We start from the raw sequence: 21,453 nt of genomic DNA, 5'->3' as shown, positions 1-21,453 counted from the left end.
GCGAGGATGCTCAGCCGCGCTCGGACGGCACTGACGACAACTCGAACGGGCTGCTGCTGCGCCGCTGGTTGCGATCTTCACGTGGGGTGGCGCCAAAGAAGTTGCGGTAGGCGCTGGAGAAATGCGGCCCCGACGAGAAGCCGCAGGACAGGCCGATCTGGATGATCGATTTGCTGGTTTGCATCAACATCTGGCGCGCCTTGTTCAGGCGCAGTTCCAGGTAGTACTGGCTGGGAACGCGATTGAGGTATTGCTTGAAGATCCGTTCCAGTTGTCGTCGCGACACGCACACGTGCTGGGCGATCTCGTCGGTGGTAAGCGGTTCTTCGATGTTGGCTTCCATCAGCAACACCGCCTGGGTCAGCTTCGGATGGCTGGAGCCCAGGCGATTTTGCAAGGGAATGCGCTGGCGCTCGCCGCCTTCGCGGATGCGCTCCACCACCAGTTCTTCCGACACCGCGCCCGCCAGCTCGGCGCCGTGGTCGCGGGCCAGCACCGCCAGCAACAGGTCGAGTACCGACATGCCACCGCAGGCGCTCAAACGGTCACGGTCCCAGTCGAACAGGTGGCTGGTGGCAATGACCTTAGGGAAGCGCTCGGCAAAATCGTCCTGCCAGCGCCAGTGCACAGCGGCGCGGTAGCCATCCAGCAGACCCAACTGAGCCAGCGGGTACACACCCGCTGACAAGCCGCCGATCACACAACCAGCACGCACCAACTGCTTGAGCGCAGTGCTGAGCTGGGAGGCAATAGCCGTGGGCGGTTCGTCAGCCAACAGGAACAGCTTCTGGAAACCTTCCAGCTTGCCGGCCCACGGCTCACCCGGCAATTGCCAGGCCCCTTCGGTCGCCGGTTCTGCGAGCAGAAACGACAACTCGTAGACCACATCCGGATGCACCCGCTGAGCAACGCGCAAGGCCTCCTCAGCCAGCGCAAGCGTGAGTGCTTTTGTGCTGGGCCAAATCAGGAAACCAATTTTATGGGCGGTCATGGAGTGCTATCCGAAGCGAGTAACAGTAATGAAGACAGAGGCCAATGCTAGCCCGTAAACCAACACAAAGCTCAAAAACGATAAAGACCTGCTTTCCTGTAGGAGCGAGCTTGCTCGCGAAAAACCTGAGAACACCACGGGGCATCAGGCTTCCCGCGTTATCGTTGACGATCTTCGCGAGCAAGCTCGCTCCTACAGGGGGAAAGCAGCGGCCTTGATTATTTCAAGCTGCCGGACAGGAACTGCTGCAACCGCTCGGACTGCGGGTTGACCAGCACTTCCCGCGGGTTGCCACGCTCTTCGACGATGCCTTTATGCAAGAACACCAGCTGGTTCGACACTTCACGGGCAAAGCCCATTTCGTGGGTCACCACCACCATGGTGCGGCCTTCCTGGGCCAGGTCCTGCATGACCTTGAGCACTTCGCCCACCAGCTCGGGGTCGAGGGCCGAGGTGGGTTCGTCGAACAGCATCACCTCAGGCTCCATCGCCAGGGCACGGGCGATCGCCACGCGCTGCTGCTCGCCCCCGGACATGTGGCCGGGGAACGCATCCTTGCGATGGCCCACGCCGACCTTGGCCAAATAGTGCTCGGCCTTTTCACGGGCCTCTTTCTTCGACACGCCCAGCACATGCACCGGGGCTTCCATCACGTTTTCAATCGCGGTCATGTGCGACCACAGGTTGAAATGCTGGAACACCATCGACAGGCGCGAGCGCATGCGTTGCAGTTGCTTAGGGTCGGCGGCCTTCATGGCGCCGTCCTTGTTGGCCACCAGTTTCAGCTCTTCGTTATTGAGCAGGATCTTGCCGGCGTGGGGTTGCTCCAGCAGGTTGATGCAGCGCAAAAAGGTACTTTTGCCCGAACCACTGGAACCGATGATGCTGATCACATCACCGGCCGCGGCGGCCAGGGACACGCCTTTGAGCACTTCATGACTGCCATAGCGTTTATGCAGGTCTTGGACTTCAAGTTTGTACATGCGGTCGGTTCTCACAAAAACAGGTGGTCAGTCGTTGAGCAAGCGCCCGTGACGCAGCGCTTCGCGCCCCGCCACCTTGGCCAGCCAGAAACCCGCTTGGGCATAACGTAGCCGTTCAACGGCAAACAACACCCCCGAGGTGCCTGCGCAGATAATGCTCACGCGGTCTTCCAGGGGGTCAATCACTTCAAAAATCGGCTCGCCCTTCTCGATCCAGTCGCCGGCTTTACGCAGGTAACTGATCACCCCGGCGTGGGGCGCGAACAGCAATTCGGTGCCTTCGAAGGGCACGCCTTCACACGGTTCGTGTTGCGGCGCCGGCCATTCGCCCTTGATCAGGCCTTGCTCGGCGAGAAACGCGAGGATGCCTTCGGCGTGGAAGATCGCTTCGTCACGACCGGTGTCCGCTTGACCGCCCAACTCCAAGGTAGTCGCCAGGCAGGCCAGCGGGATCTGCGCGTCAGGGAAGGCGCGGGACAGACGCAGCCACGGCAACGAGCAGGCCTCATCAAACGAGCTGCCGCCGGAATCTTCCGCGAGCAGACCGACTTTCACATTCAAGTGCGCCGACAGCGAACGCCACTGCGGCCAGTGCTGGGGCAGCGCGTACATGTGCAGTGCAGCTTCGGCGTCGCAGTGCAGGTCGAGGACGATATCGGCGCTGCACGCATGGCTCAGCAGGATGCGTTGCATGCCTTGCAATTGGCTGCTCGGCTCGGGCAATGCGTTGAGCGCATCGGCCATCGCTTGGCGAATCATGCGCACGTTGGCGTGAGCATCATCCCCCAGCTTGCCTGTGAGCAACTCGGCCACCGGCTCGCTCAACTCAACGAAATCGCGGTTGAAATTCTTGCCGCTGCCCACTTCGAAACGGCCCTGGTGGCTGCCTTGCAGCAACTGGCCCAGGCCCATCGGGTTGGCCACCGGCACCAGCTCGATCACGCCGTTGAGGGCACCTTGCGCTTCAAGTTCGGCGAGGCGTTTTTTCAGCTCCCACGCGGCGCGCATGCCGGGCAATTCATCGGCGTGCAGGCTGGCCTGGATATAGGCCTTGCGCTCGCCACTGCCGAAACGGAACACGCTCAGTTGGCGCTCGCAGCCCAGGTGGCCCCAGGGCAACAGGTGATCGATACGTTCCATATCAGTGCTTCCGTGGAGCCAGGTAGCTCAGCCAGCGGCGCTCGGCCAACTTGAACAGGCGCACCAGGATAAAGGTCAGGCACAGGTAGAACACGCCGGCGGTGATGTAGGCTTCGAACGGCAGGTAAAACTGCGCGTTGACCGTGCGCGCGGCACCGGTGATGTCGATCAGGGTGACGATGGACGCGAGACTGGTGGTCTGCAGCATCATGATCACTTCGTTGCTGTACTGCGGTAGCGCGCGGCGCAGGGCCGACGGCAGCAGGATGCGGCGGTACAGCTTGTAGCGCGACATGCCCATGGCCTTGGCCGCTTCGATCTCGCCATTGGGGGTGGCCTTGAGGCTACCGGCAATGATCTCGGCGGTGTAGGCGCTGGTGTTGATCGCAAAGGCCAGGCACGCGCAGAAGGTCGCACTGGACAGCAGTGGCCACAGGAAGCTCTCGCGCACCGCTTCGAACTGCGCCAGGCCGTAGTAGATCAGGAACAGCTGCACCAGCATCGGCGTGCCGCGGATCACGTAGGTGTAGAGCCAGGCAACGCCGTTGACGACCGGTTGCTTGGACACACGCATCAAGCCCAGGGGCAAGGCGGCGAGCAGGCCGAAGAACAGCGAGATGGCGAGCAGTTTCAGGGTGGTCAGCAGGCCGCCAAGGTACAGCGGCATGGCCTCCCAGATGACGTTGTAGTCGAAGATCATAGATCAGCCGCCCTTACGCCTACCGAGTAGCGCTTCTCAAGATGACGCAGGGCCAGCAACGACACGCTGGTGATCACCAGGTACATCGCCGCCACTGCGAGGAAGAAGGTAAAAGGCTCGCGGGTGGCATCAGCCGCCTGCTTGGCCTTGAACATCATGTCTTGCAGGCCCACCACCGAGATCAGCGCGGTGGCCTTGGTGAGTACCAGCCAGTTGTTGGTAAACCCGGGGATCGCCAGCCGGATCATCTGCGGCACCATCACCCGGAAAAACACCTGGAAGCTGCTCATGCCATACGCCAGGCCGGCTTCAGCCTGGCCCTTGGGGATGGCCATGAAGGCGCCACGGAAGGTTTCCGAGAGGTAGGCGCCAAAGATGAAACCCAGGGTGCCGATACCGGCGGCCAAGGGGTTCAAGTCGATATAGTCGTCATAGCCGAGCATCGGCGCGACGCGGTTAAGCAGGTCCTGACCACCGTAGAAAATCAGCAGGATCAGCACCAGGTCGGGGATCCCGCGGATCACCGTGGAGTACAAGTCACCCAGCCAGGCCAACCAGCGCACCGGCGACAGGCGTAACGCGACCCCGATCAGACCCAGAACAATGGCCAAGGCCATGGACGACAAGGCGAGCTGAAGCGTCAACCATGCGCCATCGAGGATGACGGCCCCGTAGCCTTTCAACATGATTCAGGTCCTCGAAAAGGGGGATGAAAAAATGGCGCAAACCGCAGGAATTCTGTTGCTTGCGCCATTTCGGACAGATCGCTGCGACGATTTACTTGGCGTCAGCGCCGTAAATATCGAAGTCGAAGTACTTGTCCTGGATTTTCTTGTATTCGCCGTTGGCACGGATCGCGGCAATGGCTGCGTTGATGCGGTCGAGGTTTTCCTTGTCGCCTTTGCGTACGGCGATGCCGATGCCGTCACCGAAGTACTTGGCGTCGGTGAACTGTGGGCCCACGAACGCGTAGCCTTTACCGGCTGGCGTCTTCAGGAAGCCGTCTTGCAGCAGGGTGGCGTCGGCCACGGTGCCGTCGAGGCGACCGGCTTCCACGTCCAGGTAGATTTCGTTCTGCGAGCTGTAAGGCACAACAGTGGCGCCTTTAGGAGCCAAGACTTCCTTGGCGAAACGATCGTGGATCGAACCGCGCTGCACACCGATCTTCTTGCCCTTCAATTCATCCAGGCTGTCGCTGACGGTGGTGCCTTCCTTCATCACCAGTTGCGCTGGGCTGAGGTAGTAACGGTTGGTGAAGTCCACGGACTTCTTGCGGTCTTCCGTGATGGACATGGACGACAGGATCGCGTCGATCTTGCGCACTTTGAGCGCAGGGATCAGGCCGTCGAACTCTTGCTCGACCCAGGTGCACTTGACCTTCATCTCTTCGCACAGGGCGTTGCCGATGTCGTAGTCAAAACCGACGATGCTGCCATCCGGTGCCTTGGAGGCAAACGGAGGGTAGGCCGCTTCGATACCAATTTTCAGGGGCTTGCCTTCAGCGAAAGCCTGCATGGACAGCACGGACAGCGCCAGGGCGCCCAACAGCACGAGTTTCTTCATCTTGGGACTCCATCGGTATAGGGCAAAACAGCAGTATGAGCCATGGCCCACGATGCGACTGAGTGAAACCGAATAGCGGTGCTGCGTCCTACACCAGTTCAACAGTGGAGACGACGAGCGAGTGATCGGCATTCTAACGACAGGCCGGAAGCCGATATTTCCTCAATGCGACAACAATTTACAGAAGCACTGAGAAAGCGGTTCCAGCACATTGACAGCCTCTGAATTTTATGCAGAGACAAAAGATATTAAACCTGTTGATGCTGCAAATTGCGGGCCTATTATTCGCAAACCCTTCTAGCACGGCAAGTGTGGCGTTTAATCTTATGGCTCGGGGTGTCTAAGGCGCGGTTTTTCGGGGCATAAGCGTAGCCCTTTGCCTCAGGTTTGGGCGATGGGTTACACATTTGTGCCACTCGGTAACATTCAGAAACCTCCTACGCGAAAAACCGATATTTATTTGCCTGATGATCATGCGGGCCTGTCAGACCCTCCCCCCTACCCACCTTGGATTGCAATCCAAATGTAGGAAAGGCGGTGATTTTGAGAAATCATAAAAAAGCCCCACTCGGCATACACCGAATGGGGCTCTTTCCCACCTACCCCGCCTTACGCGACATTCATGGTCTTGTGTGTCTCAATCAAATGCGCCACTACACCTGGGTCCGCCAGGGTGGAAATATCGCCCAGCCCGTCGTACTCGGCCGTGGCAATCTTGCGCAGGATACGCCGCATGATTTTCCCCGAGCGCGTCTTCGGCAAGCCCGGTGCCCACTGGATGACGTCCGGCGAGGCAATCGGCCCGATTTCCTTGCGCACCCAGTTCTTCAGCTCCAGGCGCAGGGCTTCGCTGGGTTCTTCGCCATTCTTCAGGGTCACGTACACATAGATGCCCTGGCCCTTGATGTCGTGCGGCACACCCACCACCGCCGCTTCGGCGACTTTAGGGTGGGCAACCATGGCGCTTTCGATCTCGGCGGTGCCCATGCGGTGGCCGGATACGTTCAACACGTCATCCACACGGCCGGTGATCCACCAGTAGCCATCTTCATCGCGACGGGCGCCGTCACCGGTGAAGTACATGCCACGGAAGGTCTTGAAGTACGTGTCGACAAAACGGTCATGGTCGCCGTACAGGGTACGGGCCTGGCCTGGCCACGAGTCGAGAATCACCAGGTTGCCTTCGGCGGCGCCTTCGATGATGTTGCCCAGGTTGTCCACCAGCGCCGGCACCACGCCGAAGAACGGCCGTGCGGCAGAACCCGGCTTGAGTGCATGGGCACCCGGCAGCGGGCTCATCAGGGTGGCGCCGGTTTCGGTCTGCCACCAGGTGTCGACGATCGGGCAACGGGATTGGCCGACATTCTTGTAGTACCAGTCCCACGCTTCCGGGTTGATCGGCTCACCCACCGAGCCCAACAGGCGCAGGCTGCTGCCATCGACGCCTTCGCAGGCAGCGGTGCCGGACGCCATCATCGCGCGGATCGCGGTCGGGGCGGTGTAGAGGATATTGACCTTGTGCTTGTCGACGATCTTGCCCACCCGGGTAATGTCCGGGTAGTTCGGCACACCTTCGAACAGCAAGGTGGTCGCGCCATTGGCCAGCGGGCCGTAGACAATATACGTGTGGCCGGTGACCCAGCCGACGTCGGCGGTGCACCAGTAGATTTCGCCCGGGCGGTAGTCGAATACGCGCTCGTGGGTCAGGGCCGCGTACAACAGGTAGCCGCCGGTGGTGTGCTGCACGCCTTTCGGCTTGCCGGTGGAACCTGAGGTGTAGAGGATGAATAGCGCTTCTTCGGCGCCCATCTCTTTGGGCGCACACACGGTGCCCGCCACTTTCATCAGGTCTTCGTACCAGATGTCGCGATGCTGGTTCCACTTGATCGAACCATTGGTGCGCTTGCACACGATGACCTTCTGGATGCTGCTGGTTTCCGGGTTGGTCAGCGCGTCGTCGACGTTGGCCTTCAGCGGAATCTTCTTACCGGCGCGAATGCCTTCATCGGCCGTGATCACCACCTTCGACTTACAGTCGATGATGCGACCGGCCAGGGCCTCCGGCGAGAAACCACCAAACACCACGGAATGGATCGCACCGATGCGGGTACACGCCAGCATGGCGACCACGGCTTCGGGAATCATCGGCATATAGATGGTTACCACGTCGCCGCGGTGTACATCCTGGCCACGCAGGGCGTTGGCGAACTTGCAGACTTCTTCGTGCAGCTCGCGGTAGGTGATGGTACGGCTCTCGGCCGGGTCATCGCCCTCCCAGATGATCGCCGCCTGGTCGCCGCGCTCGGCGAGGTGACGGTCCAGGCAGTTGTAGGAAACGTTCAGGGTGCCATCGGCGAACCACTTGATGTCGACATGGTGATCGTCGAAAGAGGTCTGCTTCACCGCGGTGAAAGGCTTGACCCAGTCAAGGCGCTTGGCTTGCTCGCGCCAGAAACCGTCGGGGTTGACCACCGACTGCTGGTACATGGCCTTGTAGGTTGCCTCGTCGGTCAGCGTGTTGGCTGCTACTTCGGGGCGAACGGGGTACAGGGAAGCCGCACTCATCTTTCTTACCTCGGTGACATAGTTGTTGTTGTATGACCCAGTTGTATCCGGGGTGGGCCTATAGAACCATTCGACGATGGTAGTAACAAGACCCTACAAAATGCCCTGCTATCCCCGTTTACCGCTCTGGCCCGCAGCCTGCGGGGCTTTGCGGGTGGGTGAAAAAACCTTTATCACGGGATTGTTACAAAAACCGCCAATAGTCTTTATCAAAAGCACGGGTATATGAATATAACCCGCAGGCCTAGAATCACTTCCGCCAACCAAGGCATTGTGATTAATACAACAGTGATTAACAACGTAACAGCCCCCACGAAGGCACGTTAATCCGAACTAACCAATCCTAAGTTACACACGTGGCCTCACAAGGGCCCCGTGACCCCTTTCGCCCTGAAGAAGGTAAGTAAAGAAATGAAAGCTCTCGTAGTTATGGCCCTCAGCAGCTTGTGCGCCACCGCCGCCCTGGCCGACGAGGCCCCGACCGAGCTGGCCGGCCAGAACGCCCCGATTGTCGAGGACTACACCTATAGCACCAAGCTGGACGTGGCCAAAGTATTGTCCATGAGCACAATCCCGGAAGTCTGCGAAGTTGTGCCGGTAAAGATGGAATATGAAGACTCCCAGGGTCAGCGCCATATCCTTAATTACCATGTCATGGGTAATGGTTGCTCTAACGGATAACAACTTCGTTAGTTGGAACAGACCCGGATCTTATTCGCCGCAAGAAATCGTTCTTGCGGCAAAGAACCGGTCCTCCCTTCCCGCCCTCAAAAAGCCCTCCCCTCTTCCCCACAATAAATAGCCCACCGCCCGTCAAAAATTTCCTACCCCATCAACCCCCCGCAAACCCTCACTCTGGCTCAAATAGCCGCCTTTTTGTCTCTGATCCGAGACCATCCGCCGCAACACAAAGCCGAATTTTTCCCTATAATGCGCGGGTAAATCGGGCCTGCAATATCCCTTTACACAGGGACGAAGAGCCAGATCTTGAGCCTGCGCTGGAGTATGCATCCACCGCTCCGCCCCTCAAGCCTCATGCAGTACCCGTTACCCAATTCCGTTTATTTGCCTGCGCGAGCTGTTGCAACAAACGATTCCTTAAGATCCACCGCGGCCCGAGGGCCGTGTGAACACCCAACCATCCGGTTTCACACGGGCACCTTTGAGCCCTCACGCAGGAGACGACACGTCATGCTGAGCTGGGACGAATTCGACAAAGAAGAAGACGGTGAAGTAGCCACCAAAGGCGCCAACGCCGGCCACGCCACCGAAGCCAACATGGACCGCCTCGACGGTGCCGGTGCCGCTGCCGCCATCGAAGCACGCGCCGTCACCGCCAGTGACTCCGCCGCCATCGTGCGCGCCAAGGCCGCCTTGGACAAACTCGACGTCGCCGAAGGCCTCGCCGAACTCGAAGGCGCCTCCGCCCGCGTCGCCGTTGACGAAAAGCGCATGATCAACTGCCGCGCCGACCTCAACCAACTCGTGCCTTTCAAGTACGACTGGGCCTGGCAGAAGTACCTCGACGGCTGCGCCAACCACTGGATGCCGCAAGAGGTCAACATGACCGCCGACATCGCCCTGTGGAAAAACCCCGAAGGCCTGACCGACGACGAACGCCGCATCGTCATGCGCAACCTCGGCTTCTTCTCCACCGCCGACTCCCTGGTCGCCAATAACCTGGTCCTGGCCGTCTACCGCCTGATCACCAACCCGGAGTGCCGCCAGTACATCCTGCGCCAGGCCTTCGAAGAAGCGATCCACACCCACGCCTACCAGTACTGCATCGAATCGTTGGCCATGGATGAAGGCGAGATCTTCAACATGTACCACGAGATTCCATCGGTGGCTAAGAAGGCAGCCTGGGGCCTGAAATACACCCGCTCGATCTCCGATCCGAAGTTCGAAACCGGCACCGTCGACACCGACAAGGAACTGCTGCGCAACCTGGTCGCCTACTACTGCGTGCTGGAAGGCATCTTCTTCTACTGCGGCTTCACCCAGATTTTGTCCATGGGCCGCCGCAACAAAATGACCGGCGTGGCCGAGCAGTTCCAGTACATCCTGCGCGATGAGTCGATGCACCTGAACTTCGGTATCGACGTGATCAACCAGATCAAGATCGAAAACCCACACCTGTGGGATGCCGAGATGAAGGAAGAAGCGACCCAGATGATCCTGCAGGGGACGCAGCTGGAGATTGAATATGCGCGGGATACCATGCCGCGCGGGGTGCTCGGTATGAACGCCGCGATGATGGAAGACTATTTGAAGTTCATCGCTAACCGTCGCCTGTCGCAAATTGGGTTGAAGGAAGAGTATCCGGGGACGACTAACCCGTTCCCTTGGATGAGCGAGATCATGGACTTGAAGAAAGAGAAGAATTTCTTTGAGACTCGGGTTATTGAGTATCAGACGGGTGGGGCGTTGAGCTGGGACTAAATCCTCAGTTGAAAAGGCTGCTTACATAGCGGCCTTTTTTTTGCGTTGAGTTCTACAAACAACTTAAAAAACAAAGAATTACTAAGCCTGAGGACCCGCGAATAAGCACATCCGTCAGTTTGGTAGACAACCGCCGAACGAATCAGTATGTTTACATTTGATTTCCTACCAAGCGGAAAGACGTCAACAAAAAAACTTAAAACACCCCCTCCTATAACCATCGTACTGAATGCCAGGTCACATAATGGAATCTAGTCACCAACTAAAAGTACAGAGCCACATCCTTAGATTACTAGGAGACCAACTAATCGGGCATGATCGCCTTGCGGTTTTTGAACTAGTAAAAAACTCATATGATGCTGACTCAAGTAAAGTTTCAGTTACCTTGGACCTCCTTAAACCAGTACCCTCTATTACGGTACTGGACAATGGCACAGGAATGTCACTTGAGACATTAATAAATGCTTGGCTTGAAATAGGAACAGATTCAAAAAGATCAAAAGAAGGAAAGAAGAGATCTATTGAATTCAACCGAAAACCGTTAGGCGAAAAGGGTGTCGGTCGACTGGCAGTTCAAAAATTAGGAAAAATACTAAAACTAGTAACAAAACAAAAAAATGGGGATGAATATGAGTTCTCAATAGATTGGGACTCCCTCATAAACAGCTCAAAGTATCTAGACAACAAAATGCAGGTGAAGATTATAAAAAATGAAACACCTAAATTTTTTACCTCGTCACACGGAACCTACATAGAAATAACAGAATTACATAATTCTGATTGGACACGAAGAGATATTCGTGACTTATATCGCCTAGTCAAATCGCTTTCAAATCCATTTAGCACCAACGACTCCTTCAATGTCGAACTGAATATTCCCGGTCGAGAGGATGACATATCAGACCTGCCTGACGTGGGTGACATGCTCGGCAATGCACTTTGGAAATTTGTATTTAGAATAGATCAAAAAGGTACACTACGATACGCCTACGTATTCAATCCCCCTCGTTTTAAAAGTCTAAAGCCTGATTTCAAACGTTTTACAGAAAAGCTACCGTTAATCCCTGAAGACAAAGATGACCTAGCAAGCAAGTCTTCCGAAAAACGGAACAAAAATATTTTTTTAACCCCAGAAGAACTTCACGGCATAGGCCCAATAACTGGTCGCATCTACGCCTTCTTGCAAACATCAGAAGTACTTAAACTAATGGGCAATTCCCAACAATTAAAGAATTGGCTCATGGCTCAGTCTGGTGTAAGAGTATATCGTGATCAAATTCGTGTTTTTAACTATGGCGAACCCGGGGATGATTGGCTCCGACTGAACACTCGCCGCATCAATACGCCAGGAGGAAAGTTTGGTACCAACAGCATCGTCTCATATATAAACCTCTCTCTAGAGCAAAGTTCCCTTCTACAAGAAAAAACAAACCGAGAGGGATTTGACGAAAACGAAAGCTACAAAACCCTTAGAAGAATAACATTAAGTATATTTGAACGATTCGAAAGTCGCCACTCGGCGGACCGAACCGCAATTGACGTAGCAATTAAAGGCGAGGGTATTATCCCCCCGTTTGATCAAGCGATTGATAAAATCAAGAAAACGGCATCTAAGCATAAACTACAGGCAGAAATTGGGCCTGCATTGATCTCTATCAAAAATGAGTTGGATAGATATAGAGAAGTAATGACCGCATCCGGTGTTGCGGCAATGAATATTAACCTAGCATTTCACGAGATGGTGCACGGAGTCGATAGAATAGTTCATCAATTGGAAACAAACGTAAACCCTGAAGCAATTCAGAAAACCGTTACCCACTTGAGAAGCTTACTCGCCACATTCAAGCCATTATTAAAAAAAGAGAAAACAAAAACACTCCCCGCGGAGGAACTTACAAAACGAGTTCTTGCAATGCATGAACATCGCTTCCCTCGCCATGAAATAGTTCTTTCAAATCGTACATCCGATAGCGACGAAGCAATCAATTTCAATGTAAAAGGTCCGATAAATCTAATAATAGGAGCTCTTAGCAATATAATCGACAATGCAATTTATTGGTCGAGGTATCGTAAAGAAAGAGATAACAGCGAATTAGACGCTGCAATTCTTATTATTTCAACTTGGGATCCAGAACTGAAAGAAGGCATCATCGCCGTTATTGACAACGGCCCTGGCTTTCAACTTCCAGAGGAGGCGATTGGCAAGCCCTTCGCAACAACAAAAACAGGAGGAATGGGATTAGGACTCTATTACGCTCGACTAGTGATGGAATCAATACAGGGCAAGCTCATAATCTGCCCCGCCGAAGAGCTTCGAGAAGACCTTGGCTTCTCTAAAAACTATGATGGATCTGCAGTTGTTCTCCAATTTAAGGATTAAAAAATGAGAGCGTTCGCAAGGGTTGTAGTTCTTGATGATCAAAGAAAACACTTAGATATTATCGTGCGTGCACTAGGAAGAGCGGGCTTTGGAGCTATTTCATATCACGTAGAAGATGGTGCTATTACGCCTGAAGTCCTTGAGCCTTGCAACGGCCTACGATTAATTTTTTCTGACATTCATTTAACTCCCACTAGCGGAATTAGTGGAATTGACAACATCGGAATTTTAGGTCCGTTTTTACGAAAAATCGCTATTCAGGGGCCTTACGGTCTAATATTTTGGTCAAAATTCGCGGACGATGAAGCCGAAATTGTCCAAACACTCAAAGACCGCGCCGATGATCTAGGAATACAGGTTCCAGTATTCTTTGGTTTTATAAACAAAAACGCAGTTCTGACAGACATTGATGACGATGCGCAGGAAGTTGAAGAGCAAGAGCCAAACCATTTCAGAAATCTTATATTAACTGAAATCGCAAAATGCCCCACTCTTAAAGCCGTAATGGAATGGGAAGAGAGGGCATTCCTTGCAGCCAATGCAGTGAGTAACAGTTTATTCAAAATCTCAGAAAGCCTTCGTGCAGATGCTCCAGCAGATGCATGGCTCGACTTGATAGCATATCTGGCACAAGAAGCTGTCGGTAGAGAAAATGCAAAGCTAGATCCTTTACGAGCTATTGACAACGCATTACTACCAATTTTAGAAGATCAATTTAGATACTCACTACCCAATGATGCAAGCAACGCTTTTGACCACATCAAAGAAAAATTATCAAAAGCAAAGCTAACTCTTCCCCCTGGAGTAAGCGCCGCAAAACTGCACTCCTATTATCTCGTAGAAGAAATAACAGTTCCAAATGCACATCACAATCTTCGCGGAACGATATCCACCATTAACGAAGATGACTTCGACAAGTTCTTTTCTCAGTGCTTTGCATCAAAATGGCGAACTTTAATGCTGGATGAGTTCATAGTTCAAGGCGGAGAGCGCGTCTTATACCAAGAAGCCCGAAGCACCCCCGACCTTCCTAAGAGATTATCGCCGTGTTTGATCTCACTTTCTCCAGAATGCGATGATGTGCAAGGAAAAGTAGTAACTCAGAGATATTTACTTGGTGTAATACTGCCATCTGAAGACAAAAGGTTTTGCGAGCTAGATGGTAAGCTTGCTCGCGATGCGCTGCACTCAATTGGCACTGTTGAACACCAAGGGGTTGAGAAGGTTATTATAGTTTCCTGCAGAAGATTTTTGGCAGTACCCTCGACAGCTTTAAAAACTATGCCCCTGACTCCAATATTGCGTCTTAGAAGGACAATGATAGACGAACTCTCCCACCAATACACTACTTACACTCGCAGACCGGGTGTAATGCGATTCTCTTAGCTACCGAACTGCACCGTCATTTATTGACGGTGCAGTTAAACTCATGCAGCATCACTATTTTTTCTTAGCTTTTCCGACTCTAGTAAAGATGCAATAATAGCTTCCATAACAGGGGAACAAACTGCGTTCCCCATTAACTTTACCTTTTCACGCCTAGTCACATTCGGAAAATTGTATTTTTCTGGAAACCCCATAGCTTTCCGCAGCTCGTCAGGTTGAAGCATACGCATCAGATGCCCTTGAGGGCTGGGTCTGACATAGGCAAATCGATCAACTGTTGTAATAGTTCTCAAAGGGGAATCCATTCGCTGCCACCCCCCACCACCATCAGTACCATAATATACAATCAAAAATGATGTATTTTCCCCCAGCTCAGCAATCGCACGATCAGCACGTGCAAGGGTTTCTTTCGCCCGATTTGGTCGGCGTAGCGGAGTCATTTTGTACTTTTCAGTTTTATCTAAAATATCCCAAACATTCTTATAAACTGTGTTTAATGGCAACACCGGACTTGGCATATCTACTAAGTCAGCAATCATAAAAAGCCTACGTCGACGCTGAGCCACACCGAAGCCCGAAGCGTCTATAACTTGCTCACGCACGTTATATTTCAAACGAATAAGCTCCTGCATCAACTCTTTATACCTACCCCAAGGCTTCATATGCACAACATTTTCCAGCGTAATCCATCTAGGCTTCATTACCTCTGCGTATCTGATTACTTGAAAGGCGGTGTCCTTACTTTCTTCAGAACGAGGTTTGGCTCCACGCGCGCATGTGTGATGTGTGCACTCAGGGGACGAGATAAGTAAATCTATTGGTCCGGTTTTCAATAAAACATCTTCGGGCGTCAGAATCCGTAGGTCTTCTTGAAAAACATGCGCCTCAGGAAAATTCAGCTTGAAGGACTCGACCGCTGGCCCCCACAAATCGACTCCGCCCATGATTTTCGCACCACCTTCACGAGCCCCCAAGCTGCTGCCACCTGCCCCACAGAACATGTCAAACGTACGAATCTGATCCATTACACAGCCTTTAATTTTATCTTCTAGCCAGGTTACCAGGTTCCCGGCACCATTCAACCTTAATGGCACAAGGACACCACCATGAACGAGAACCTGGTTTACACAGTTGATGAGCTATCAAGCTCAGATTTGGTGATCGATGCGCGCTACTCAGGTAGCCGAAACGGCAATTCGAGTGACGACCCTCTGACGAAGCTTCTTAACCTCAGTAACCAAGGCGGCTTCCGAATCAGAGGAAAGCGCAACGACCCGCGTCTCATCGCACTGCTGTCGAGCATGGAGGATCTTGACTGGCCCGATGAGCTGGACCTCTCCACAGGTGTGTTTACCTATTATGGCGATAACAAGAAGCCGGGGCGTAAATTGGACGAAACCAACCGGTATGGCAACAATCTTTTAGAGCTAATTTTCGAACGGCAACACTCCGGCTTACGGGCGGATATCCCACCAATTTTCGTTTTCACCAAGGCTGGTATCTATCGCGACATGATTTTCAGGGGACTGGCAGTGCCCGGCAGAATTGGAAGCACTCACAATGATGATTTGGTAGCAGTCTGGCACGCGAGCAAAGGTCAGCGATTTCAGAATTACAGAGCCACCTTCACCATTCTCGACCTGCCAGAGATCCCCAGGGCATGGCTTACGGATATTATTTCAGGCGTACGAGCGAACGACAGCGAGAATGCTCCGGCAGGATGGCTTAAATGGGTGAAAACAGGCCAATACACCCCTCTGATCGCCAAACGCTCACAACCCATCAGGTCAAAGAAAGACCAGCTCCCAACCTTGAAAGATGATGTCAAGACGTTGGCGATCTTACATAAACACTTCGAGTCAGACCCTTACGCATTCGAGGAGTGTGCAGCCCACTTGGTTAGGGTGTGCTTGCCCGATACTGTCGAGCTGGACCTGACACGGCGATATCGAGACGGGGGGCGGGATGGTATTGGCAGACTTCGGATCGGGAGACCTGAGACCTCAGTGCTCGTAGACTTTGCTATTGAAGCCAAGTGTTACGGTACGAATAACTCTGTGGGTGTCAGGGAGGTTTCAAGGCTGATCTCTCGCCTTCGGCACCGTCAATTTGGCGTAATCGTCACGACATCATGGCTACATGATCAAGCCTATAAGGAAATCGTGGAGGACGGTCACCCTGTAATGATTCTTGCCGGCAAAGACCTTGTGGAGCTACTGAGAGAAACTGGCCTACAGGACAGCGCTACGGTACTGATTTGGTTGAAAGCAAGTTTTCCATTGAGTGGAACCTAAATGAGTGCAGACGTAGTCACCCAGGAGCAGCGGTCTAAAAACATGTCCAAAATCAAGGGCAAAAACACGAAGCCCGAAATGATTGTCCGGTCGGCGTGCCATGAGCTGGGGCTTCGCTATCGTCTACACCGAAAGGACCTACCGGGAACGCCAGACTTGGTATTCTCGAAGCACCGATTATGTTTATTCGTTCACGGCTGCTTCTGGCATAGGCACCCCGGATGTAAATACGCATATACGCCCAAAAGCAGATTAGATTTTTGGTTACCTAAGCTCGCAAAAAACGTTGAGAGAGATACGAAGGCTCAGCGAGCACTTGAAGCAGCAGGTTGGCGCGTATCGATCATCTGGGAATGCCAGACAAAAAACAGAGATGCTTTGCGAACTGAAATCCAAAAAATGATCGACCCCGAACTCGATAGTCAGCGCACCACCGCTGAAATATGATGAATAATCTTGATAGCTTGACCACCTTCAACCGTCCACCTACCCTCCCAACTCGGCGCCTAAGAAACGCCTCAACCAGAGCGGTCCTCCGCACCCGACAGCCATGCGGCTTTTTTTCGCCAGCGGTTTCTCTACGCCTGTGAAAAATCCCCGTTATGTCGGGAGTGGGCGAATACAAGACCCGAAAGGGGAATATGTCCGGCCCGTCTCTGGTGGGTTTCTTAGCTCCCGACACCCATAACGCATGCCCTAAGAAAGCAACCAGAGGTAACGGAAATGCCTGGATACTTTGCATCCCCAGCGAAGGACATTCGCAGCACCCGCACCATTTCTCATACACGCTCCGGCCCGGAGGTGTGTCATGCATGAACCTACCGTCTACACCCGCCACAACCTGCAACTGCACGCTCTGCTCCTTGAGAACCAGCCTTGGTTTTGTGCCCGCGACCTTGGGCGCCTGACTGGTCTCTACTTGGACGAGCGCAAGGTCAGCAAGCTCGATGAGGATCAACGGCAAACGCTGGAAATCCGCTATCACGGTCAGCCTGAAAACATGCTGATGATCAGCGAGTCCGGTGTATATGCATTGCTGGTGTATCACTACGCGCCAGGGCATCGCCTGCTGCGTGAATGGTTGACCCATCAAGTCGTACCGACTTTACGTGATAAACAACAATCAAGATCCACGGACCGCCCAATGCTGAGCTTGCTGGATTGGCCGGAGATGTCGTTGAGCCTTTTGCATTGGCAGGACGAAGGTTGGATTCGGTTGCGGGATATGCCGTATCTGTTGCTTAACCGGACTCGCCGACGGGTTCCGCCGAGTAAGACTTGGTTGCAAAAAGTAGCTGAATATTTCCAGTCTGCGGGTCATTCGACACGCTGAATCTAGCAGAGGGCTCCGTCCGGGCTGGTGTTCGGACGGACAACCAACACGCTCTTCCTGGTCCGCGCAGTAACAATGCCGGATACCTTCCGACGTTCATTCCTATGCCCGACCGGGTAAACTCCCGCTGATCATTGCCAGTAGAAGAACAACAGCGCCTCCCCTGGATGATCTGAATTGCATAACCGTTATTAGCCTGAACCCATGCAGTGGGGACCAGTCACAACGTTATGAGAACCCGCCCCACCTGATCAAGGACCACTCGTGAACCCAGACATGCTCGAAGCCGGCCCCGTTGACGCCAAAGTACTCTCCGTCTTTGACTTCGACGGCACCCTGACCCACCACGACAGTTTCGTGCCCTTCCTCAAGTTTGCCTTTGGCACCGGCGAGTTTTATGGCCGGATGGTCAAGCTGGCGGTGCCTGGGCTGCGCTTTTTGGTGCGGCAGATCAGCCGGGATGAGTTGAAGGCGCAGTTGATCCGCACCTTTATGACCGGGGTGGAGAAGACGTGGGTGCAGCAGAAGGCCGAGGAGTATTGCCAGCGCAATTGGGCGCGGTTGATGCGCCCGGCGGGGGTGTTGTCGGTGGAGCAGGAGTTGGGCTCGGGGGCGGTGGTGACGCTGTGTTCGGCGTCGCCGGCGTTGGTGCTGCAGCCGTTTGCCGATCGGCTTGGGATCAAGTTGATTGGCACTGAGCTTGAGGTGGTCGACGGGGTGTTGACCGGCAGGCTCACCGGGAATAACTGCCGGTGTGAGAATAAGGTGCTGCGGCTTGAGGCGGTGTACGGGGACCTGGGGGAGTATCGGCTCAGGGCCTGGGGCGATACGCGAGGGGATCGGGAGTTGCTGGCGGCGGCGCAGGATGCACATTTTCGGCATTTTCATGCGAAGAAGAAAAAGCGGGCCAAGTTGCAGCGGTGATGCGGGTGGGTGGGATCCACCGGGAACACCGAGTCGATCCCATCGCCGCCTCGCTGGGGCTCGACAGCTCCCACAGTTGAGCGGTTTAGGCTTGAGTGTCGCGACTAGCATGGGGTGCTTGGGGTTGAGCTGGACTTGTTCCCTCGCAGCGGACGGCGGGTTGCAGGTTCTTGCTGATATTTACGCGGGTTCCCGCTATTAATAGCGAAACCTCTCACGGACCCGAGCCCCATGAAATTCGACACGGCCTACAGCCTGAGTCTCGATGACAAGCTGTCGATCTATGACGTACGAGACCTGAATTTCGACGAAACCAACACCTTCGATTCCGACAAGGACAGTTTCCTCTGCCCCAACGATGCCTGTCGCGCCGCCTTCGAAGCAGGCAATGTGCTGAGCACGTTCAACGCCAGGAACGTCAACTACCAACGCACCCCGCACTTCAAAAACACGCCGAGCACCCGGCATATCGACGGCTGCCGCTATGCCAGTCTCCACAAGGGTGCAGCAGGCGAAAACGACGATGAGCGTGAGGATAATTTCCCATCGGAGTTTGTGCTGACACGTCGTACGTACGAGCGTAAAACCGCGGAGGTCGGCACCGAGGGGCTGGTCCCACAAGATTCAGCGAAAACACCTTCACCCCGCAGCGACGAATCTGTCAGCGCCAGCGACACCACCCCGGAAAAAACCAGCGTGTTTGCCCACCCGGTGGAGTGTTTTGTGTCGAACATCGACGACAAGGAAAAGCTGAAAAGCATGCCGCTGAAAATCGGCGAGCACACCGCGACTTACGCGGCGTTTTTCAAGAAGATCGAATACCTGCAAGACAACAAGGGCCTGATCTACTGGGGCAAGGTCAAAGCGATCAAGGACTACACCAGCAGCTTTCGCATCGACTTCGAAAAGAAGGTGTGGCTCGACAAAAAGCCCTACTCGGTCAACGTCTACCTGAGCAAAAAGCTCATCGAGAACTACCGCAAGCGCAAGGCGTTCCTGGAGCAGATCAGGGCGGCGGCGGACAGTGAGCGGGCGTTGTATTGTTTCTTCTACGGGGTGACACCGGAGCTGAAACAAGTGCCCAGCAAGAAAAACCCCGAGCAGACCTTCGGGGTGTTCAGCGCGAATATCGAGAACCTCGATCACCTGATCATTCGTGAGGCGCCGGGGTTGGAATAGTGGGTCGATAAGCATCCAGTTGATGAGCGGTCAAAACAACTGTACAAAAACACAGTATAGTTTGCCCTCCCCCGTCGAATCCTGGAGAAACCCCATGTCCTCTCTGGCAATGAGCTCTTTCGTAGAACAGCAGATCGTCCTGCACCAATTCACCGCCAAACACAGCGTACAGGCCCGCGCGATGCTGGGCTGGAGCCGCGACGAGCTGGCCCGCCAGGCGGGTGTGACGGTGGATGCCATCCAACAGTTTGAAAGCCAGGGCGATGTGGGTGATGAAACCCGCCTGGCATTGGCGTTTCGGTTGGAGGCGCAAGGGCTGGTGTTTTTCCCGGGGTTTGCGCCGGGGTGGGGCATGAGTGTGCGGCGGTTTGAGACCGCCCCAGCCGAACCCGCTGCACAAAACATTATTTCGCGGCTGATGGGCTCAACAGCGGCATCAATTGATTCACCAACGCCCCAGCCGAATGGTGCGTAGAGTCCAAGCGGATCACCGGACAGGTCAGTGCCGCCAACCAGGTTTCATGCCGACGCAGGCTGCGTAGGCTGTGGTTGCCGCTGTCGTAACGAGCGGCCCAGGCCAGGAAGGCGACGCTGTTCTCGTGGCGACTGCCACCTTCCAGGATTTCATCACCGTAGCGTTGCACCTCCCTCATGCGCAGACGGTGCAGGCGTACTTGCGGGTCGAGGCGCAGGAACACCACGTGGGTGAACTGCGCGATCATCGGGTCGCCCCAGCCGCACAGTGAACCGGACAGCACCCAGCCTTCCAGGCCGACAGTCTGCTCCTGCAGCAGGCGGATGCGTTCATCCTTGGGCCGGGCAATGGTGAAGGGGGCGTCGGTTTGCTGCGAGTAGAAATAGTCGGTGTCGAAGTAAGCGACGTTCAGACTCTCCGCCAAGGCCCTACCCAGGGTGGTAGTGCCCGCCCCCGCAGCACCGAGGATATGAATTCTATAGGCCATGGCTTCCCTCCCTGGCATTGCGATAACCCAGCGCCAGCGCGGCCAACGATTCCTTCGACCATCGCGCACCGTAGAACCACAACGTCGCGCCACCATCGAGAGCCTCGCCAAACCTCGGGTAACCACTCCAGCACGCACTATGGAATGCAGCACTTTGACTGTCCGACACCAGGGCATCCAGTCGGTATTCATTCACGATTTCATCGATTTCATTATGGGTGTGCAGTTTGAACGTGAGGGTGCCGTCGATACGTTGCGCCGGCACGGGTATCAGTTGCGCCCCGGCCCGGCGCAGTACGTCCAGCGCACGCATGAAGGGCGCACGGTGTCGAATCGGTTCATGCCCATCGCCACGTCCATATCGGTCGGCATACCCCACGCGCCTGCCGGCCAACGCTTGCATGGCGGCAAAGCGGCTATTGTTCTGCACCAGGGGCACCTCCACCATCACTGGGCCCTCTGGGTCGATACCGCTCAGGGCAATCAGCGTCAACGAGGGGTCAGGCATGGGTCTGATGGGAATTGCCGGTACGTTATACCCGGGGATCAGGACGCCACCCTTGGGGTGGGTTTGAGGGGGGGGATCGACATCAAACTCGATACTGCGGGGG

At 54.7% G+C, this 21,453-nt stretch carries 20 protein-coding genes; 10 read left to right on the top strand and 10 right to left on the bottom strand.

Translation table 11 applies throughout. The features are described from left to right. Nucleotides 1-10 precede the first annotated feature (10 nt). From argR to acs, 7 genes are all read right to left on the bottom strand, one after another. Nucleotides 11-991: a transcriptional regulator ArgR gene (argR, locus tag Q8X51_RS27480; protein WP_065947832.1), complete on the bottom strand. Its 981-nt coding sequence runs from the start codon at nt 989-991 to the stop codon at nt 11-13. A gap of 218 nt (nt 992-1,209) precedes the next feature. Next, nucleotides 1,210-1,974 carry an ABC transporter ATP-binding protein gene (locus tag Q8X51_RS27475; protein WP_010208310.1) on the bottom strand — a complete coding sequence of 255 codons (765 nt, stop codon included), beginning with the start codon at nt 1,972-1,974 and terminating at the stop codon, nt 1,210-1,212. Between the two features lie 27 nt (nt 1,975-2,001). Then, nucleotides 2,002-3,114: a succinylglutamate desuccinylase/aspartoacylase family protein gene (locus Q8X51_RS27470; protein ID WP_065926196.1), complete on the bottom strand. Its 1,113-nt coding sequence runs from the start codon at nt 3,112-3,114 to the stop codon at nt 2,002-2,004. 1 nt (nt 3,115) lies between these two features. Next, nucleotides 3,116-3,814, bottom strand: coding sequence for an ABC transporter permease (locus Q8X51_RS27465; RefSeq protein WP_053140043.1), 699 nt, complete (start codon nt 3,812-3,814; stop codon nt 3,116-3,118). After that, nucleotides 3,811-4,500: an ABC transporter permease gene (locus Q8X51_RS27460; RefSeq protein WP_010208305.1), complete on the bottom strand. Its 690-nt coding sequence runs from the start codon at nt 4,498-4,500 to the stop codon at nt 3,811-3,813. The genes Q8X51_RS27465 and Q8X51_RS27460 overlap by 4 nt, the downstream gene beginning before the upstream one ends. A gap of 91 nt (nt 4,501-4,591) precedes the next feature. Continuing rightward, entirely contained in the window at nt 4,592-5,377 is a 786-nt protein-coding gene (locus Q8X51_RS27455; RefSeq protein ID WP_065926197.1) for an ABC transporter substrate-binding protein, read from the bottom strand. A gap of 609 nt (nt 5,378-5,986) precedes the next feature. Further along, on the bottom strand, nt 5,987-7,942 hold the full coding sequence (gene acs / locus Q8X51_RS27450) for an acetate--CoA ligase (RefSeq protein ID WP_065947833.1): 1,956 nt from the start codon (nt 7,940-7,942) through the stop codon (nt 5,987-5,989). 411 nt (nt 7,943-8,353) lie between these two features. Here acs and Q8X51_RS27445 point away from each other — a divergent pair, with 411 nt between their 5' ends. The 4 genes from Q8X51_RS27445 to Q8X51_RS27430 all read left to right on the top strand — a co-directional run bounded on the left by Q8X51_RS27445 (nt 8,354) and on the right by Q8X51_RS27430 (nt 14,150). After that, nucleotides 8,354-8,623, top strand: a complete 270-nt coding sequence (locus tag Q8X51_RS27445) for a DUF2790 domain-containing protein (RefSeq protein WP_027607759.1) — start codon at nt 8,354-8,356, stop codon at nt 8,621-8,623. A 510-nt stretch (nt 8,624-9,133) separates the two neighbouring features. Beyond that, nucleotides 9,134-10,384, top strand: a complete 1,251-nt coding sequence (locus Q8X51_RS27440; protein WP_024077017.1) for a ribonucleotide-diphosphate reductase subunit beta — start codon at nt 9,134-9,136, stop codon at nt 10,382-10,384. 244 nt (nt 10,385-10,628) lie between these two features. Further along, complete coding sequence (locus Q8X51_RS27435; protein WP_407693926.1) at nt 10,629-12,764, top strand: ATP-binding protein; 2,136 nt, start codon at nt 10,629-10,631, stop codon at nt 12,762-12,764. A gap of 3 nt (nt 12,765-12,767) precedes the next feature. Then, nucleotides 12,768-14,150 carry a hypothetical protein gene (locus tag Q8X51_RS27430; RefSeq protein WP_407693925.1) on the top strand — a complete coding sequence of 461 codons (1,383 nt, stop codon included), beginning with the start codon at nt 12,768-12,770 and terminating at the stop codon, nt 14,148-14,150. Between the two features lie 41 nt (nt 14,151-14,191). Here Q8X51_RS27430 and Q8X51_RS27425 read toward each other — a convergent pair whose 3' ends face one another. Next, nucleotides 14,192-15,175 carry a DNA cytosine methyltransferase gene (locus Q8X51_RS27425; protein WP_407693924.1) on the bottom strand — a complete coding sequence of 328 codons (984 nt, stop codon included), beginning with the start codon at nt 15,173-15,175 and terminating at the stop codon, nt 14,192-14,194. Nucleotides 15,176-15,256: 81 nt separating this feature from the next. Between Q8X51_RS27425 and Q8X51_RS27420 the strand changes: the two genes are divergently transcribed. The 6 genes from Q8X51_RS27420 to Q8X51_RS27395 all read left to right on the top strand — a co-directional run bounded on the left by Q8X51_RS27420 (nt 15,257) and on the right by Q8X51_RS27395 (nt 20,355). Next, nucleotides 15,257-16,444 (top strand): restriction endonuclease, encoded by a 1,188-nt coding sequence (locus tag Q8X51_RS27420; protein ID WP_407693923.1) that lies wholly within the window; start codon nt 15,257-15,259, stop codon nt 16,442-16,444. Then, on the top strand, nt 16,445-16,891 hold the full coding sequence (locus tag Q8X51_RS27415) for a very short patch repair endonuclease (RefSeq protein WP_407693922.1): 447 nt from the start codon (nt 16,445-16,447) through the stop codon (nt 16,889-16,891). Between the two features lie 361 nt (nt 16,892-17,252). Further along, nucleotides 17,253-17,777, top strand: a complete 525-nt coding sequence (locus Q8X51_RS27410) for a BRO-N domain-containing protein (protein WP_169898570.1) — start codon at nt 17,253-17,255, stop codon at nt 17,775-17,777. 276 nt (nt 17,778-18,053) lie between these two features. Beyond that, nucleotides 18,054-18,701 carry an HAD-IB family hydrolase gene (locus Q8X51_RS27405; RefSeq protein WP_407693929.1) on the top strand — a complete coding sequence of 216 codons (648 nt, stop codon included), beginning with the start codon at nt 18,054-18,056 and terminating at the stop codon, nt 18,699-18,701. Nucleotides 18,702-18,932: 231 nt separating this feature from the next. Next, a complete protein-coding gene (locus Q8X51_RS27400; RefSeq protein WP_065925246.1) occupies nt 18,933-19,880 on the top strand; it encodes a hypothetical protein in 948 nt (315 codons plus the stop codon). A gap of 94 nt (nt 19,881-19,974) precedes the next feature. Beyond that, the gene (locus Q8X51_RS27395; protein ID WP_074847504.1) at nt 19,975-20,355 is read left to right on the top strand and encodes a helix-turn-helix domain-containing protein; all 381 of its coding nucleotides are present in this window, start codon (nt 19,975-19,977) and stop codon (nt 20,353-20,355) included. Here Q8X51_RS27395 and Q8X51_RS27390 read toward each other — a convergent pair. Both Q8X51_RS27390 and Q8X51_RS27385 read right to left on the bottom strand, forming a co-directional pair. Then, on the bottom strand, nt 20,285-20,842 hold the full coding sequence (locus Q8X51_RS27390; protein ID WP_407693921.1) for an AAA family ATPase: 558 nt from the start codon (nt 20,840-20,842) through the stop codon (nt 20,285-20,287). The genes Q8X51_RS27395 and Q8X51_RS27390 overlap by 71 nt on opposite strands. Further along, the coding region (locus Q8X51_RS27385; RefSeq protein WP_407694986.1) for a hypothetical protein at nt 20,832-21,453 on the bottom strand (622 nt) is incomplete at its 5' end. The genes Q8X51_RS27385 and Q8X51_RS27390, both read right to left, overlap by 11 nt.

It is taken from the genome of Pseudomonas sp. Yb2C2, from assembly GCF_052112325.1.
Lineage (GTDB): Bacteria > Pseudomonadota > Gammaproteobacteria > Pseudomonadales > Pseudomonadaceae > Aquipseudomonas > Aquipseudomonas marginalis.
The sequence above is the reverse complement of the archived record's forward strand: the minus strand, read 5'-3'. Positions and strand labels throughout refer to the sequence as shown.